The sequence below is a fragment of the Pseudooceanicola sp. genome, assembly GCF_041987405.1.
Taxonomy (GTDB): Bacteria; Pseudomonadota; Alphaproteobacteria; order Rhodobacterales; family Rhodobacteraceae; genus Pseudooceanicola.
Genome location: NZ_JBHIWR010000005.1, coordinates 153,684 through 168,127, shown reverse-complemented (window position 1 = coordinate 168,127; position 14,444 = coordinate 153,684). Strand labels below are relative to the sequence as shown.

Below are 14,444 nucleotides of genomic sequence, written 5' to 3'. Positions count from 1 at the left end.
AATGTCCATCTTGCGGGGGCTATTGCGCCCGCACCGGCCAGATTTTTGCCAGATCGTCGATCCCGGTGCCGATCAGCTCGGCCAGCACCCCCTTGTCCACCGCATCGAGCCGGGTGATGTAGAGACAGGATTTCCCCATCTTGTGCGGGCCGAGCCGGTCGAGGATCGCGCCGTAATTCTGGTAACCCGGCATGATATAGACGGACAAAGCCGCCTTGCGCGGGGAAAACCCCGTCGCCATCCAGGTGCCGGTCCGTCCGCTCTTGTACGTGTAGTCATAGACGCCATAGCCGACGATGCTGGGCCCCCACATCCGCGCCGGCCAGCCAGTGACCTGACCGAAAAGCTCCAGCAACTCCTGTCCCTGCGCCTGCCGTCGGGGCGGCTGCACCCCGGACAGAAAGGCCTCGGGCGTGACATCGGTCGGTTGTGTCTTCTGGTCGGACATGGGGCACCTCGCGGCACGACCCTAGGGGCCGAACCCGCCCTCCGTCCAGTCTCAGCGCCGTCGGAAAGTCAGGTAATGCGGCACACGACCCTCGCGTAGCGCCTTCTGCTCGTAGCGGGTGGAGATCCAGTCGTCCCAGGGTTCGCGCCAGTCCGCGGGCCCTTCGGCCAGCCACTCGAACCCGTGGCGCGGCACCTGTTCCAGCGTCTGGCGGACGTAATCGGGGATATCGGTCGCCACGCGAAAGATCGACCCGGGCTTCAGCTTGGCCGCCAGCGGCTCCAGATGTTCCGGGGTGACAAAACGGCGGCGGTGGTGGCGCTTCTTCGGCCAGGGATCGGGGTACAGCAGAAAGGCCCGCGACAGCGACCCGTTCGGCAGCACGTCAAACAGATCGCGCGCATCCCCGGGATGCACCCGCAGGTTTTCGACACCGGCCTCGCGGATCTTACCCAACAGCATCGCCACGCCGTTGATATAGGGCTCGGCCCCGATGATCCCGACCTGCGGGTTCTGCGCGGCCTGGTGCACCAGATGCTCGCCGCCGCCAAAGCCGACCTCCAGCCAGACATCCCGCTCGCCGAAGAGCGCCTCCAGGTCCAGCGGGTTTCGGTCGGGGTTCACGTCCCAGCCAACCGGGCCAGGGGACAGCGCGTCGAGGTCCTCGTCGAGGTAGGCCTCCTGCGACTTGCGCAGGCCCTTGCCCTTGAACCGGCCGTAGAAGTTGCGCCAGGGGGCGCCGGAGGGGTGCTGAGTGCTCATCCCGTCCCCATAGCTCCGGCGCGGGGCCGGATCAACCGCGGCTCGACGGGTGCGGGCCGACACCGCCGCGGGCACCATCTTACGCCAGCCTGAGGGGTGACCAGTTGAGACGAGGCGGGCGTCTCTGCGCATCTGCGCACAAGGGCTGTCGAATTTATTGGAATATCGGCGATCACGCGCAACTGGCATACACCCGCCATACCCGCAAGGGCAGTGAAACCCAAGGAACCTACCATGTCTCAAATGCTCAACTATGCCGCGCCGCTTGGCCGTCTTCTTCTTTCCTTCATGTTCATCCTCTCCGGTCTGCAAAAGATCTCCGGCTATTCCGGGACCCAGGGCTACATGGAGATGATGGGCGTCCCCGGCGCACTTCTGCCGATCGTCATCCTGGTCGAGGTCGTCGGCGGCATCGCCCTGCTCATCGGCTGGCAGGCCCGCCCCGCGGCCTTCCTCCTGGCGGGCTTCTCGCTCGTCTCCGGCCTGCTGTTCCACCTCGTGCCCTCCTTCGGCATGGAAGGAATGGCCGCACAGGGCGAAGTGATTAGCTTCATGAAGAACGTCACCATCGCGGGCGGCATGCTGATGGTCGTCGCCTTCGGCCCCGGCGCCCTGTCCGTCGACAAGCGCGGTGCCGCTGTCCCGGCGGAATAGCACCCGCACTTTCTACATCCGAAGGCCCTGCGCCCTCGCTCGCTCCGTCCCGCCCTGAGGCGGGGCGGACGTGTGTCTCTGCGCTCCGAAATAGCACGCCTCCTGACACCACGCTGTCAACAGCCTGCTCGCCACAGACTTGATCTCGACTGTGCTTCGACTGACCATTCCGCAATCACGGAGCAGGCGGAGAACAGGGTATGAAGCTGACAGGGAAAACGGCGCTGGTCACCGGCGGTACGCGCGGAAATGGCGAAGCGATCGCGGCGCATCTGTTCAACCTCGGCGCCAACGTGGCCCTGTGCAGCAGGGACGAAGACGACGCCCGGACCACCGCAGACCGGTTGGACCCGACAGGGGCGCGGTCTTTCGGCATGGCCTGTGATGTGACTGACGAAGATGCCGTGATGTGGATGGTCAAGGCGGTCTGCGACCGCTTTGGCGGCCTGCATCTTGCGGTCAACAATGCGGGCGGGCCTGCGGAAGGCCCGATCCCGCTGACAGATAAATCAGCCGATACATGGAGTGCGGTGATTGCGACAAACCTGACCGGCTGTTTCCTCTGCCTCAAGCACGAGATACCCGCCATCGAGGCGAGCGGGGGCGGGGCGATCGTCAACATGGCCGCGGCAAACGGGTTGGTCGGCTTTGGAGGCATGGCGGATTACACGGCCGCGAAACACGGGGTGATCGGGCTGACCCGCGAAGCTGCGTTGGACTGCGCCAAGAGAGGTATCCGGGTGAACGCCGTCGCGCCCGGCTTCGTGGATACACCCGCAATGAAGGCCATGCCCGAAGAAGAGCACGCTGCCCTGGCCGCCATGCACCCCCTCGGACGGATGGCGCGCAGGCAGGAAGTCGCGGCCCTTGTGGCCTTTCTCCTGTCCGAGGATGCGGGGTTTGCGACCGGCGGGGTTTATCCACTCGATGGCGGGTACACGGCTCGATAAGCCAGCCGTGGTGCTGCCTCTCCGGCGGAGTGAGAAACATGCCCCTGCCCCCGCGCCGGGGCCTCGCTCGTGCTGACGTCATGATACTGAACGGCCCCGGCACGAGGCCGGGGCGTGGGTGGTGCCTGGACCTGGCCGCGGCAGTATCGGGTCGCAAACAAGAAGGCCCCGGCGCAAGGCCGGGGCACATCCGTTTCACTGTCCGGTCGCGCTCAGACCGCTTTTTTCAGCGCCTCGACCAGATCCGTCTTCTCCCAGGAGAACCCGCCGTCTGCCTCCGGCTTGCGGCCGAAATGCCCGTAGGCCGCGGTGCGCTGGTAGATCGGTTTGTTCAGCTCCAGATGCTCGCGAATGCCGCGGGGGGTCAGGTCCATTACCTGCGCCACGGCGCGTTCAATCTCGGCCTCGTCGACCTGGCCGGTGCCGTAGGTGTCGGCGTAGATCGACAGCGGCCGGGAAATCCCGATCGCATAGGACAGCTGGATGGTGCACTTCTCGGCCATGCCCGCCGCAACGACGTTCTTCGCCAGATAGCGCGCCGCATAGGCGGCAGAGCGGTCGACCTTGGTCGGATCCTTGCCCGAAAACGCGCCGCCACCGTGCGGCGCCGCGCCGCCGTAGGTATCCACGATGATCTTGCGCCCGGTCAGACCCGCGTCGCCATCGGGACCGCCGATGACGAACTTGCCGGTCGGGTTGATCCAGTATTCGGTATTGGCGGTCAGCCACTCGGTCGGGATGACCTCGCGGATGTAGGGCATGACGATTTCGCGGATATCCTCCGAGGTCTGGTTCGCGTCATTGTGCTGGGTCGAAAGAACCAGCTGCGTGACCTCCACCGGGCGACCGTCTTCATACCGCAAGGAGACCTGGGATTTCGCATCCGGCCCCAGGGTCGGTTCGGTTCCATCCTTGCGCACCTCGGCCAGACGGCGGAGGATCCGGTGCGCGAACTGGATCGGCGCGGGCATCAGATCATCGGTCTCGGTCGTGGCATAGCCGAACATGATGCCCTGATCGCCGGCGCCTTCGTCCTTGTTGTCGCCGGCATCGACGCCCTGGGCGATATGGGCGGATTGCTCGTGCAGCAGGTTGGTCACCTCCACCGTCTCGTGGTGGAACTTGTCCTGCTCGTAGCCGATGTCCTTGATGCAGGCGCGGGCGATCTGGTCGATCCGGCCCATGTAATCCTGCAGCTTTTCCTGATCCGCGAGGCCCACTTCGCCACCGATCACGACGCGGTTGGTGGTGGCAAAGGTTTCACAGGCGACGCGCGCCTGCGGCTCTTCCGACAGAAGCGCATCGAGGACGGCATCGGAAATCCGGTCACAAACCTTGTCCGGATGCCCCTCGGAAACGGATTCCGAGGTGAAGATATAGTTCTTGCGGGTCATGAAAAGTGCTCCGATAGGTGTTAGACCGCTCCGTCAGGAAGCCGTTGGAGCAGCAGTCCTATCGCATTAGACCCCGCCGCCGGGGGCGTCAACGCCCTTATCGGTAGGATTTTTCCGGCTGCGGAGGGCCAGCACCACCAGCCCCAGCATCATCAGCAACGCCCAGGGCCAGTCGCCACTGCGGGAGTAAAGCGTCGGACCAAGGGGCGGGGGCAGGGGCACATCCCGGATCCCTGCCGTGCCAAGCGGCATCTCGCCGCTGAGCCGCCCGGCCGGGTCGATCACGGCCGACACGCCCGTATTGGCCACCCGCACCATCGGCAGCCCCTGTTCCACCGATCGCAAGCGCGCCTGCGCCAGATGCTGATAGGGGCCGGAGACCGTGCCGAACCAGGCGTCATTGGTGATCAGCAGCAGCACCTCCGGCCGCGCCGGGCTGGCCGCGATATCGCCGGGAAAGATCCCCTCGTAGCAGATCAGCGGCAGGGTCGGCCCGATCCCCGGCAGATCAATCAGCCGCGCACCCGGCCCGGGGGAAAACCCGCCGCCGTCGCGCTGCGCCAGCCCGCGCAGCCCGAACCGGCCCAGGAGATCGCCTAAGGGGATGTATTCGCCAAAGGGAACCAGGTGGTGCTTGTCATAGACCTCCGCGACCTCGCCACCGGGCGAAAGCAGCACCAGTGCGTTATAGATCCGCTGCCCCTCGACACGGTTGATGCCGAAGACCAGGGGCCTCTGCCCCGCAGCCTCCGACAAGACGGGCAGCAGATGCGGCACCTCCTCCAGCCAGGCGGGCACGGCGGTTTCGGGCCAGACCACGAGGTCCGGTTCCCCCGGTTCCGCGCTCAGCGCCAGCAGCCGGTCGAAATGCTGCGGCGCCTTGACCGGGTCCCATTTCTCCGCCTGCGGGATGTTCGGCTGCACCAGCCGGACAATCGGCCTGCCCTGTGTCTCTCCCGGCGGCGGCATAAGGGCCGCGCCAAGGGCAAATGGCAGTGCTGCCGCCGCACCCCAGATCACCAGCCCGGGCCAGGGACGGGCGAGCGCGAAGAAGAGCGACAGGGCCAGCCCCACCACCACCAGCGACAGCAGCATCGCCCCGCCCAATTGTGCGAGTTGCAGCGCCGGAGAGGCGATCAGCACATGACCGGGCAGGGCCCAGGGAAAGCCCGTGAAGACCAGCCCGCGCGCCCATCCCGCGAGCACAAGCGCCAGCCCGGTCGCCACCGCCAGCCCGGCGCCATGGCCCCGGCTGATCCGCCGCACCGCCCCGCCTGCCAGACCCCAGAAGAGCGCCAGCCCCCCGGCCATAAAGACCAGAGCGAAGGGGGCCATCCACCCATGCACCTCGATGTCCACCAGAAAAGGTTCGATGATCCAGCTGAGCGCGACGCCGAAATAGCCGGTGCCCGCGGCCCACCATACCTTCGCCACTTCGCGCGACCGCACCAGCGGGCGTGACAGGGCAAAGACCAGGGCCAGGCCGAATATCGTCAGGGGCCAGAGGCTCCAGGGGGCGTGGCCGAATGCGGCACCGCCCCCGGCGACAAAGGCCCAGAGCAGCCGCCGCCGTGGCGTCAGACGATCCAGCCGGGCCAGGTGCGCGCCGACCGACGGCCGGTCGCTCATTGGGCGGCCATCTCCGCAGGGGTCTCTTCGGGGTCGCTCAGGGCCGGGGCGCCCTCGGGGCGCAGCCGCACCCGCAGCCGCTTGATCCGGCGGGGGTCCGCATCGACCACCTCGAACTCATGGCCGGCGGGGTGGGGCACGACCTCCCCCCGCGCGGGCACACGGCCCGACAGCATGAAGACCAGCCCACCAAGCGTGTCGATCTCTTCTTCGTCGACGCTGTCGTCTGCCGTCAGGTCGACGCCCGTCTCATTGCCGAATTCTGCCAGCGGGGTCTTGGCCAGGGCGAGATAGCTGTCGTCGGCCTCCCGCGTCCAGAGCTTGCCCTCCTCGACATCATGCTCGTCCTCGATCTGGCCGATCACCTGTTCGATCAGGTCCTCGATCGTCACCAGCCCGTCCACGCCGCCGTATTCGTCGATCACCAGCGCCATGTGCCGCCGTTCGGTCTGCATCTTCTGCAGCAGCACGCCAATCGGCATCGAGGGCGGGACGAACAGCAGCGGCCGCAGCATCGCCTTCATCGAAAAGCGCGTCTGCTTGCCGTTGAACCCGTGGCGCAGAGCAAAGTCCTTGAGGTGCACCAGCCCGACCGGCGTATCCAGCGTGTCCTGGAACACCGGCAGGCGCGTCATGCCGCTGTCGCGAAAGACCTTCACCAGATCCTCGCGCGTGATCGTCACCGGCACGGCAACGATTTCAGCCTTGGGAATCGCAACATCCTCAACCCGCATCCGGCGCAGGTTGATCATGCCATGGGTCTGCCGCTGTGGCGTGCCCTCGGCCCTCGGAGGTTGCGGAGTGGAAACTTGCGGGGTCGGTCCCCCACCAAACAGACGCGCCCAGAAACCCCGCCTCGGGGCACTCTCTGCGTCCTTGGATGTCGTCTTGCCCTCAGGCAGCGCGCCCTGCGCTGCGTTAGAAGACCCGTCGGTTTTGTCGCCCATCTATCCTTACCATAATGCGCCTGTCCGATCCGCTAGCCGAATCGGTCCGGTGCCGGGGAACACCCCCTATCATGCCCCATATGGGTCCGGCAGACCCATTTTGCCAAGTATTTCCGTCTCCAATCCCTCCATCAGGGCCGCATCCGGGTCATTTTCGTGATCATAGCCGAGAAGATGCAACACTGCGTGAACGATCAGATGCGTCACATAGTCCGCCAGCGGTTTGCCGCCTTCCGCGGCCTCACGCGCGCAGGTGTCATAGGCGATGGCGATATCCCCCAGCTCCGGATCGAAGCCAGGCTCGGGCAGATCGGGCCGCGCGCCGGGTGTCTCCGCCCCCCGTTCCTCGGACGGCCAGGACAGCACATTGGTCGGCACCGGTTTGCCGCGAAACTCCGCGTTCAGCGTGGCAATCCGCGCGTCGTCGCAGGCCAGAAGGGACACTTCCCATTCCTCCGCATCCAGCCCAAGATGGGACAGCGCTGCCGCAGTGGCGGCCTCGGCAAGCGGCTCCAGCCCCGCTGACTGCCAGCGGTCGTCCTCATAGATGATGTCCACGCTCATCCAGTCCAGCTAATGCCTGCGCGCCCGCCCGGCAAGATGACAGAAACTTAGGGATAGGCCTAAGTTTTCACTTGCGCCGACTCCACATCCGTGAATAGTTAGGGTCATGGCTAAGTATGATCTCTCCCTCGATACCGTTTTCACCGCCCTCGGCGATCCGACCCGGCGCGCGATCCTTGAACGGCTCTCACGTGGGCCCGCCTCGGTCTCCGAGCTTGCGGCGCCCTTCGACATGGCCATGCCCTCCTTCATGGGCCACCTGAAGAAACTGGAGGCGGCGGGGATGATCTCCTCCGAAAAGGATGGGCGTGTCCGCACCTGCGCCCTGGTGCCCGGTGCCTTTGCCCCGGCAAAGGACTGGCTGACCGCGCAGCGTGACCTGTGGGAGGCCCGCCTCGATCGTTTCGACGCCTTTGTTACCCAACTTGCCAAGGATCAGACCGAATGACCCTGTCACCGAACCCCGACACCGACCTCGCCTTCACCCGGACCCTCAACGCCCCGCGCGATCTAGTCTGGGCCTGCTGGACCGACCCGGCGCTGCTGCCCAAATGGTTCATGCCCGCCCCCCACACGGTCGAAGAGGCCGAGATCGACCTGCGCCCCGGCGGCATCTTCCGCACGAAGATGAATGTGGACGGCAACATCATGGACAGCCCCGGCGTCATTCTGGAGGCCGACCCAACCCGCCGCCTGGTCTTCACCGATGCCTATTCCCCCGGCTGGATCATGAATCCCAGCCCCTTCATGACTGCAATCCTGACATTCTCGGACGCCGAAGGCGGGGGCACGACCTATGACGTGCTGGTCCGTCATGCCTCGACCGAGGCGCGGGACAATCACGAGAAGATGGGCTTCTTCGAGGGCTGGGGCACCGTGGCCGATCAGCTCGGCGTCGCCGCCTCCGCCATGGCCGGCCCTGCGCCTGACCGTGAACTCCTGCTGACCCGCCGGATAGACGCGCCTGTGGCCCTCGCCTGGAAGGCCTGGACCGATCCCGAATTGCTGCCGAAATGGTGGGGGCCGGAGGGGTATCACTGCGAGACCGAGAGCATCGACCTGCGTCCTGGCGGCCACTGGCGGTTCACCATGATCGGCGAGGGGCAACGCCATCCCAACCTGCACGACTTCGGCGAGATGGAGAAGGAGCGCCGCCTGACCTACCGACTGAGCGGCTTCGACGACATGCGGCATCATGCGGACGTGGTGGTGGAGTTCACGGAGGAGGCGGGGGGCACCCGCGTGACCATGCGCATGACCCTGGCCGACATGGCAGCTGCGGAGGCCATGCAATTCGGGGCGCTGGAGAAGGGCTACGAGACGCTGGCCAAACTCGAACAGGCGGCGCGCAGGCTGTGATGGAGGGGTGGCGCCCCTTCGTCAGGGCACGTTCTTGTCAGGATCATCCAGAACGCCGAACTTCGAGGAGGGGGAGCCGCTTTCCGCCTGCCCGTAATACCCTTCGGCCGCAAGACCGCGCCGCAGTAGTTCGCGGACCGCTGCGGACCGACTGGGCATATGCAACTTGAACCGCCAGTCATCCACCGCGCGCAGTTCATCATCCGTCAACATGATCTGGAGCCGTTCAAGCCTTTTTGATGGGTCCTGTTTCATCTCGATGATCCGTCTCGATCTGTAGCGTTCTATCTGTGTTTGGCGTTTCTTTTTGCAATAACCGTCAGTTGACCCATATGTATTATGAGCAAAATAAGTAAAGTGACAATCTCTAGTATAGGGTGCAAAATTACAAACTAAGTATCTGAAAAACATTGAAAAAACTAGTTAACGCGCCTATGTCCGGTGCATGGAAAGAATCATCGGACAATTGAAATCAAACGGCGCGCTCGCCTCTGAGGCGAAGGATGTGCTGATCGTCAGCGACGACCCGCTGCTGTCACTTGATCTCGAGATGAGCTTGAATGCGCAGGGATATTCGACGCAATTCACTGGCTATTCGGGGGTGTCCTCGGCGATCCAGGCCGGTCATGGGCGATTTTCAGGCGTGATTCTCGACATTCACAAGCCGGAAGCGGTCTGCGAACATCTGGCCAGCGGACTGAAGGTGGCGCAGTTGCCGATCATCGTCCTGTCCACCTTCGATCGGGATACAGTCCCATGGCTGCCCTGCGGCACCGCCTGGTACATGAAACCGCTGAACGTCGACGATCTGGACACAGGCGCGTTCAGACCGGCGAAAAAGGACGAGGCGTCCGAGGCCTGATTGGCCTCGCGCCTCACCCCCGTTTCTCAACTCTTACCCTCTGCCGCCTCGTAGGCCTCGATGATCCTGGCGACCAGCGGATGCCGCACCACGTCCTTGGCGGTAAAGTAGTTAAAGCTGATCTTGTCGATCCCCTTCAGCAAACCCTCCGCATCCTTCAGCCCCGACGGCATCCCGCGCGGCAGGTCCACCTGGCTGCGGTCGCCGGTGATCACCATGCGCGACCCTTCGCCCAGGCGGGTCAGGAACATCTTCATCTGCATGGTCGTGGCGTTCTGCGCCTCGTCCAGCACGACAAAGGCGTTTGACAGCGTCCGTCCCCGCATGAAGGCCAGCGGCGCGATCTCGATCACCTTTTCCTCCATCATCTTGGCGAGTTGCTTGCCGGGAAGGAAATCGTTCAGCGCGTCATAGAGCGGCTGCATGTAGGGATCGACCTTGTCCTTCATGTCGCCGGGCAGATAACCCAGCTTCTCGCCCGCCTCCACGGCCGGACGCGACAGGATGATCTTGTCTACCAGCCCGTCGATGAACATCGACACGCCAACCGCCACGGCGAGATAGGTCTTGCCGGTGCCCGCAGGCCCGATGCCAAACGCCATCTCGTGCTGGAACAGGTTCTGGACATAGGCCTTTTGCGCCTCCGTCCGCGGCTCCACCACCTTCTTGCGGGTCTTGATCTCCACCGGGCCGCCCTTGAACATCTCGATCTGCTTGCCGTCCCGGCTCTTGCCCCGGTCAAGGTTTGCATCGGGCATCCGCAGCTCGCGGTCGATATCGCCGGGGCCGACGGGCCGTCCGGCCTCCAGCCGCGCATACAGCTTGCGCAGGACCTGCACCGCTTCCTCCGCCGCGGGTTTTTCGCCCATGGCCACCAGGTGGTTTCCACGGCGCAGGATTTGAACGGACAGCTTCTGTTCGATCTCGGCCAGGTTGCGATCGAACTCACCACACAGTTCGATCAGCAGGAAGTTGTCGGGGAATTCGACAGCGACCTCGGCCAGGGTGTCGGCGTTGGTCTCGCGGGGGGGCAGCAATGTGGCAGCCAAGCAGATCTCCTAATGTTGGTATCCATAGGGTAGGGCAGTCCGGGCCGGGCCGGAAATCAAAAATGCCGCAGGCGTGAACCTGCGGCATCTCTTTGCTTGATATGCGGGTCCGATGTGCATCCCGGTCCGCCGCTTATCCCGAGACTGTCGCGGTGCGCGGGTCACCGATTTGCCCGCCGCGTTTGAACCCGCCCGTCGCCGTGTTCGGCGGCGCGGTGCCGGAACAGACCGGTTTGCCGTAGGGATCGAGGCGCGTGGACAGGTAGCCTTCGGCGCCATCGTCGATGATCCAGTGGTCACAGCCATTCGGGTCGATCCAGATCCCCGCCTGCAGCTGGCTCAGGTGCTTGCGGCCGAAGCCACGGTCCACACCCTTGAAATCCGGTGTCGGGCTGGGGTGGCCACAGGCGGCAACGCCCCCGATCATGGCGCATCCGAGAATGAGCTTCTTGAGTGTCATGACAGTCCTTCCGCTCATTGAATGCAGATGATTTCGACGCGGCGGTTCTGGGCCATGCCCGCAGCGGAATTGTTCGCCGCGACCGGCATCCGTTCGCCATATCCGCGCACGTCCACGATATTGGCCCCGACAGCGGCGCCGACCTTGGCCACGGAATTGGCGCGGTTGTAGGACAGGCGCATGTTGTATTCGTCCGAGGCGCGGCTGTCGGTGTGACCCGCGATAATGAAGGCCGTCGCGGTGGATTTCTGGAAGAACTCCGCCAGACGCTTCTGGTTGCTGGGGCTGATGTAGTATTTGTCCGTCGCGAAGAACTGGTCCGTCTGCATCACGCCGCAAACGTTCTTGCGGTGGCAGACCGGCAGGCCCTGACGCGTCAGATGCGGGCTCATGTAGCCTTCCAAGCCGTCATCCATGGCCCAGTGTTCGCAGCCATCTGGATCGACCCAGATCGTCGGGACGTATCTTTCGTTGTAGCCCTTGCCCTGTGCCAGGGCCGGACCGGCGGAAACCGTCACGACGCAGAGGGCGGCTGCAAACAGCCCCTTCAGCATCGTTCCGGCTGATCTGATATCCAGCTTCACCACTTATTTCCCTCTGCATCCCCCAAGGGTCCCCCGGATTGGCAGCAGGTGAGACCCAAGCATTTTATCTGCCCACACTTTAGCGGTTTGCGGGCACTTGTGAAGATTCAATCCGAGGAAATGATACCGAAATATAGCTATTCCGGCGACGGGCAGCACGAATTATAGCGGTCGTGCCCCGGTTGTTGGCGCTGTCGTCGGCTACGGGTGCACCCTGCAGCGGTGCCGGGAATCACCCCGGGTCAAGCTCGCGTCAGAGCAGCTCGCCGCCCAGGGAATTCGGCCCGCTTTCGACGATCCGGACGCGCGCCAGCGACCCGGGGGCCAGATCGCACTGGATATGCACCGCATGCAGATGGTCGGACTTGCCGACCATCTGCCCCGGCATCCGCCCCGGCCGTTCGATCAGCACGCCGACCTCGCGGCCGACCATGGCATCCTGCACCGCGCGTTGCTGGCGGGTGATCAGTGCCTGCAGCTCCTGCAGCCGGTCGGATTTCACATCCTCCGGCACCTGCGACCGTTCCGCCGCGGGCGTGCCGGGTCGGGTCGAATACTTGAACGAAAAGGCCTGACCGTAATTCACCTCTTCGATCAGCCGCATCGTGTCGCGGAAATCCTCGTCCGTCTCCTCCGGGAAGCCGACGATGAAGTCGCCGGAGATCAGGATATCGGGCCGCGCCGTTCGGATCCGCTCGATCAGGCGCAGGTAACTGTCGCGATCATGGCTGCGGTTCATCCGCTTGAGGATCTTGTCCGACCCCGACTGCACCGGCAGATGCAGATAGGGCATCAGTTTCTCGCAATCGCCATGCGCCGCGATCAGATCGTCGTCCATGTCGTTGGGATGCGACGTGGTGAACCGGATGCGCGCCAGATCGTCGATCTCCGCCAACTCCCGGATCAGCCGGGCCAGCGACCAGTCCCCGCCATCCGGCCCTGCGCCGTGGTAGGCGTTGACGTTCTGGCCCAGCAAGGTGATCTCCCGCACCCCGCGGTCCACCAGATCGCGTGCCTCGGCCAGCACCCGCTCCACCGGGCGCGATACCTCCGCCCCCCGGGTATAGGGCACGACGCAGAAGGCGCAGAACTTGTCGCAGCCCTCCTGAACGGTCAGGAACGCGGTCGGCCCGCGTTTTGCCTTGGGGCGGCTTTTCAACTTCTCGAACTTGTCTTCCTCGGGGAAGTCGGTGTCGATCACCTTCTCCGCGCCCGCCTTGGCCTCCATCTCCGGCAGGCGATGGTAGCTCTGCGGGCCGACAACCAGATCGACCATGGGCTGGCGGCGCATGATCTCCTCGCCCTCGGCCTGCGCGACACAGCCCGCCACGCCGATCTTCAAGTCCGGCTTTTCCGACTTCAGCCCCTTGAACCGGCCCAGTTCCGAATAGACCTTCTCCGCTGCCTTTTCCCGGATGTGACAGGTATTCAGCAGGATCATGTCCGCCTCGTCCGGCGAGCCGACCTCGACATAGCCATTGCCGCCCAGGGCCTCGGCCATGCGTTCGCTGTCATAGACGTTCATCTGGCAGCCGTAGGTCTTGATGAAAAGCTTCTTGGGCTGGGTCATCGCGGATCTCGAATAGGGCAGGGGATCAGGGCGTCTGACTAGCCCAAACCACCGGGTCTTGCAATGCGGGCCAAAAGGCTGGACCTTCGGGCCACAGGCACAATGCAGATCGGACGGGACAGGGGATGCAGTTCAATAGCCTCGACGCGTTTCTGAACGCCCGGCCGCCAGAGTTCACCAAGGGCCCCTCGGCGATGATCTTTGCCGAGGACGAGGTGGAGATCGACAGCACCCTGCGCCACCACCACAAGGCCGGGTTCAAATCCGTCATCCTGCTGGCCCCGCCGAGTTTTCGCATCGCCCGCGACGTCCAGCCCTGGACCACCCGCGTGGACTACGACCTCAACCGCGGCGACCGGATCGAAGAGGCGGTGACCCGCGCCGCCAATATCGCCGTCGGCGCCTGGCTCTACTACTGCTACAACGCCGAATACCTGCTGCATCCCTTCTGCGAACACCGCACGGTTGGCGAAATGCTGACCTTCCACGGCGAAGAGCGGCGCGACGCCATGCTGACCTATGTCGTCGACCTCTACGCCGGCGATCTCGACCAAGCGCCGAATGCGGTGGCACTGGACGACGCCTGGCTGGACAAGTCCGGCTACTACGCGCTCGCCCGCAAGGACCCGGGCAACCACGGGTACCCCAAGGAACGGCAGCTGGATTTCTACGGCGGGCTGAAATGGCGGTTCGAGGAACACGTGCCCCCGGATCGCCGCCGCATCGACCGGATTTCCCTCTTCCGCGCCCGTCAGGGGCTGCGGATGAACCCGGATTTCACCTTCAACGACGAAGAGTACAACACCTACGCCTGCAAATGGCACAACAACCTGACGGCGACGGTCTGCTCCTTCCGGGCGGCCAAGGCGCTGAAGCGGAACCCGGGATCAACCTACGAGATCGACACCTTCCGCTGGCACAACTCCGCCCCCTTCGACTGGACCTCCAGTCAGTTGCTGAAGCTGGGGCTGATGGAGCCGGGGCAGTGGTTTTGAGGATGGGTTGGTTGGTGGTGTGGTGAGGCGGGCTGTCGGCGGGGTTTAAGCTTGGGTCGGCCTGCAGCAGCCGGGATGTACATCCGTGCATTGCCTTGGAGCTTTGATCAAATGTCCCGCCCGGCGGCAACGCCGGGCTGCGCCGACCCGCCCCCCTGGGGCGGCGCAATTGCGCCACCCCGCGGGTCGGCGCAGCCCTCGATTATGAAGATCGACC

General features: G+C 64.4%; 17 protein-coding genes and 1 riboswitch. Of the genes, 6 read left to right on the top strand and 11 right to left on the bottom strand.

Translation table 11 applies throughout. The annotated features are described in order from the left end of the window. Positions 1-19: 19 nt before the first annotated feature. Positions 20-448 (bottom strand): DUF1801 domain-containing protein, encoded by a 429-nt coding sequence (locus ACFC2Y_RS14165; protein WP_375175940.1) that lies wholly within the window; start codon positions 446-448, stop codon positions 20-22. A 51-nt stretch (positions 449-499) separates the two neighbouring features. Continuing rightward, a complete protein-coding gene (gene trmB, locus ACFC2Y_RS14160; protein ID WP_375175941.1) occupies positions 500-1,210 on the bottom strand; it encodes a tRNA (guanosine(46)-N7)-methyltransferase TrmB in 711 nt (236 codons plus the stop codon). Positions 1,211-1,444: 234 nt separating this feature from the next. Between trmB and ACFC2Y_RS14155 the strand changes: the two genes are divergently transcribed. Both ACFC2Y_RS14155 and ACFC2Y_RS14150 read left to right on the top strand, forming a co-directional pair. Beyond that, positions 1,445-1,864: a DoxX family protein gene (locus ACFC2Y_RS14155; RefSeq protein WP_375175942.1), complete on the top strand. Its 420-nt coding sequence runs from the start codon at positions 1,445-1,447 to the stop codon at positions 1,862-1,864. A gap of 200 nt (positions 1,865-2,064) precedes the next feature. Beyond that, the gene (locus ACFC2Y_RS14150) at positions 2,065-2,814 is read left to right on the top strand and encodes an SDR family NAD(P)-dependent oxidoreductase (protein ID WP_375175943.1); all 750 of its coding nucleotides are present in this window, start codon (positions 2,065-2,067) and stop codon (positions 2,812-2,814) included. A 212-nt stretch (positions 2,815-3,026) separates the two neighbouring features. Here the strand turns inward: ACFC2Y_RS14150 and metK are convergent, their stop codons facing one another. The 4 genes from metK to ybeY form a co-directional block, all read right to left on the bottom strand. Beyond that, on the bottom strand, positions 3,027-4,208 hold the full coding sequence (gene metK / locus ACFC2Y_RS14145) for a methionine adenosyltransferase (protein WP_375175944.1): 1,182 nt from the start codon (positions 4,206-4,208) through the stop codon (positions 3,027-3,029). Between the two features lie 6 nt (positions 4,209-4,214). Continuing rightward, a riboswitch (SAM-SAH riboswitch) is annotated at positions 4,215-4,264 on the bottom strand. A 10-nt stretch (positions 4,265-4,274) separates the two neighbouring features. Beyond that, positions 4,275-5,837 (bottom strand): apolipoprotein N-acyltransferase, encoded by a 1,563-nt coding sequence (gene lnt, locus ACFC2Y_RS14140; protein WP_375175945.1) that lies wholly within the window; start codon positions 5,835-5,837, stop codon positions 4,275-4,277. After that, positions 5,834-6,784: a hemolysin family protein gene (locus ACFC2Y_RS14135; RefSeq protein ID WP_375175946.1), complete on the bottom strand. Its 951-nt coding sequence runs from the start codon at positions 6,782-6,784 to the stop codon at positions 5,834-5,836. The genes lnt and ACFC2Y_RS14135 overlap by 4 nt, the downstream gene beginning before the upstream one ends. 69 nt (positions 6,785-6,853) lie before the next feature. Further along, on the bottom strand, positions 6,854-7,348 hold the full coding sequence (gene ybeY, locus ACFC2Y_RS14130) for an rRNA maturation RNase YbeY (protein WP_375175947.1): 495 nt from the start codon (positions 7,346-7,348) through the stop codon (positions 6,854-6,856). A 106-nt stretch (positions 7,349-7,454) separates the two neighbouring features. Between ybeY and ACFC2Y_RS14125 the strand changes: the two genes are divergently transcribed. Then, positions 7,455-7,796: an ArsR/SmtB family transcription factor gene (locus ACFC2Y_RS14125; protein WP_375175948.1), complete on the top strand. Its 342-nt coding sequence runs from the start codon at positions 7,455-7,457 to the stop codon at positions 7,794-7,796. Beyond that, on the top strand, positions 7,793-8,707 hold the full coding sequence (locus tag ACFC2Y_RS14120; RefSeq protein WP_375175949.1) for an SRPBCC domain-containing protein: 915 nt from the start codon (positions 7,793-7,795) through the stop codon (positions 8,705-8,707). Before ACFC2Y_RS14125 ends, ACFC2Y_RS14120 begins: the two co-directional genes overlap by 4 nt. A 21-nt stretch (positions 8,708-8,728) precedes the next feature. Here the strand turns inward: ACFC2Y_RS14120 and ACFC2Y_RS14115 are convergent, their stop codons facing one another. After that, on the bottom strand, positions 8,729-8,920 hold the full coding sequence (locus ACFC2Y_RS14115; RefSeq protein WP_375175950.1) for a hypothetical protein: 192 nt from the start codon (positions 8,918-8,920) through the stop codon (positions 8,729-8,731). Between the two features lie 292 nt (positions 8,921-9,212). Between ACFC2Y_RS14115 and ACFC2Y_RS14110 the strand changes: the two genes are divergently transcribed. Then, a complete protein-coding gene (locus ACFC2Y_RS14110; protein ID WP_375186450.1) occupies positions 9,213-9,569 on the top strand; it encodes a hypothetical protein in 357 nt (118 codons plus the stop codon). 26 nt (positions 9,570-9,595) lie between these two features. On the opposite strand, the gene ACFC2Y_RS14105 is transcribed toward ACFC2Y_RS14110, so the two are convergent. The 4 genes from ACFC2Y_RS14105 to miaB form a co-directional block, all read right to left on the bottom strand. Next, a complete protein-coding gene (locus ACFC2Y_RS14105) occupies positions 9,596-10,618 on the bottom strand; it encodes a PhoH family protein (protein WP_375175952.1) in 1,023 nt (340 codons plus the stop codon). Between the two features lie 133 nt (positions 10,619-10,751). Further along, positions 10,752-11,078: a hypothetical protein gene (locus ACFC2Y_RS14100; RefSeq protein WP_375175953.1), complete on the bottom strand. Its 327-nt coding sequence runs from the start codon at positions 11,076-11,078 to the stop codon at positions 10,752-10,754. 14 nt (positions 11,079-11,092) lie between these two features. Further along, positions 11,093-11,632 carry an OmpA family protein gene (locus tag ACFC2Y_RS14095; protein WP_375175969.1) on the bottom strand — a complete coding sequence of 180 codons (540 nt, stop codon included), beginning with the start codon at positions 11,630-11,632 and terminating at the stop codon, positions 11,093-11,095. Positions 11,633-11,915: 283 nt separating this feature from the next. Then, positions 11,916-13,232: a tRNA (N6-isopentenyl adenosine(37)-C2)-methylthiotransferase MiaB gene (gene miaB, locus ACFC2Y_RS14090; protein ID WP_375175954.1), complete on the bottom strand. Its 1,317-nt coding sequence runs from the start codon at positions 13,230-13,232 to the stop codon at positions 11,916-11,918. 125 nt (positions 13,233-13,357) lie between these two features. Here miaB and ACFC2Y_RS14085 point away from each other — a divergent pair, with 125 nt between their 5' ends. Next, entirely contained in the window at positions 13,358-14,227 is an 870-nt protein-coding gene (locus tag ACFC2Y_RS14085; RefSeq protein ID WP_375175955.1) for a hypothetical protein, read from the top strand. The last annotated feature ends 217 nt before the right edge of the window (positions 14,228-14,444 follow it).

Coding starts and splice junctions, on each gene's coding strand:
- ACFC2Y_RS14125 (WP_375175948.1), top strand. CDS start 7,455: ATGGCTAAGTATGATCTCTCCCTCGATACCGTTTTCACCGCCCTCGGC.
- ACFC2Y_RS14150 (WP_375175943.1), top strand. CDS start 2,065: ATGAAGCTGACAGGGAAAACGGCGCTGGTCACCGGCGGTACGCGCGGA.
- ACFC2Y_RS14165 (WP_375175940.1), bottom strand. CDS start 448: ATGTCCGACCAGAAGACACAACCGACCGATGTCACGCCCGAGGCCTTT.
- ACFC2Y_RS14120 (WP_375175949.1), top strand. CDS start 7,793: ATGACCCTGTCACCGAACCCCGACACCGACCTCGCCTTCACCCGGACC.
- ACFC2Y_RS14095 (WP_375175969.1), bottom strand. CDS start 11,632: ATGCTGAAGGGGCTGTTTGCAGCCGCCCTCTGCGTCGTGACGGTTTCC.
- ACFC2Y_RS14115 (WP_375175950.1), bottom strand. CDS start 8,920: ATGTTGACGGATGATGAACTGCGCGCGGTGGATGACTGGCGGTTCAAG.
- ybeY (WP_375175947.1), bottom strand. CDS start 7,348: ATGAGCGTGGACATCATCTATGAGGACGACCGCTGGCAGTCAGCGGGG.
- ACFC2Y_RS14100 (WP_375175953.1), bottom strand. CDS start 11,078: ATGACACTCAAGAAGCTCATTCTCGGATGCGCCATGATCGGGGGCGTT.
- ACFC2Y_RS14155 (WP_375175942.1), top strand. CDS start 1,445: ATGTCTCAAATGCTCAACTATGCCGCGCCGCTTGGCCGTCTTCTTCTT.
- ACFC2Y_RS14135 (WP_375175946.1), bottom strand. CDS start 6,784: ATGGGCGACAAAACCGACGGGTCTTCTAACGCAGCGCAGGGCGCGCTG.
- lnt (WP_375175945.1), bottom strand. CDS start 5,837: ATGAGCGACCGGCCGTCGGTCGGCGCGCACCTGGCCCGGCTGGATCGT.
- miaB (WP_375175954.1), bottom strand. CDS start 13,232: ATGACCCAGCCCAAGAAGCTTTTCATCAAGACCTACGGCTGCCAGATG.
- ACFC2Y_RS14085 (WP_375175955.1), top strand. CDS start 13,358: ATGCAGTTCAATAGCCTCGACGCGTTTCTGAACGCCCGGCCGCCAGAG.
- metK (WP_375175944.1), bottom strand. CDS start 4,208: ATGACCCGCAAGAACTATATCTTCACCTCGGAATCCGTTTCCGAGGGG.
- trmB (WP_375175941.1), bottom strand. CDS start 1,210: ATGAGCACTCAGCACCCCTCCGGCGCCCCCTGGCGCAACTTCTACGGC.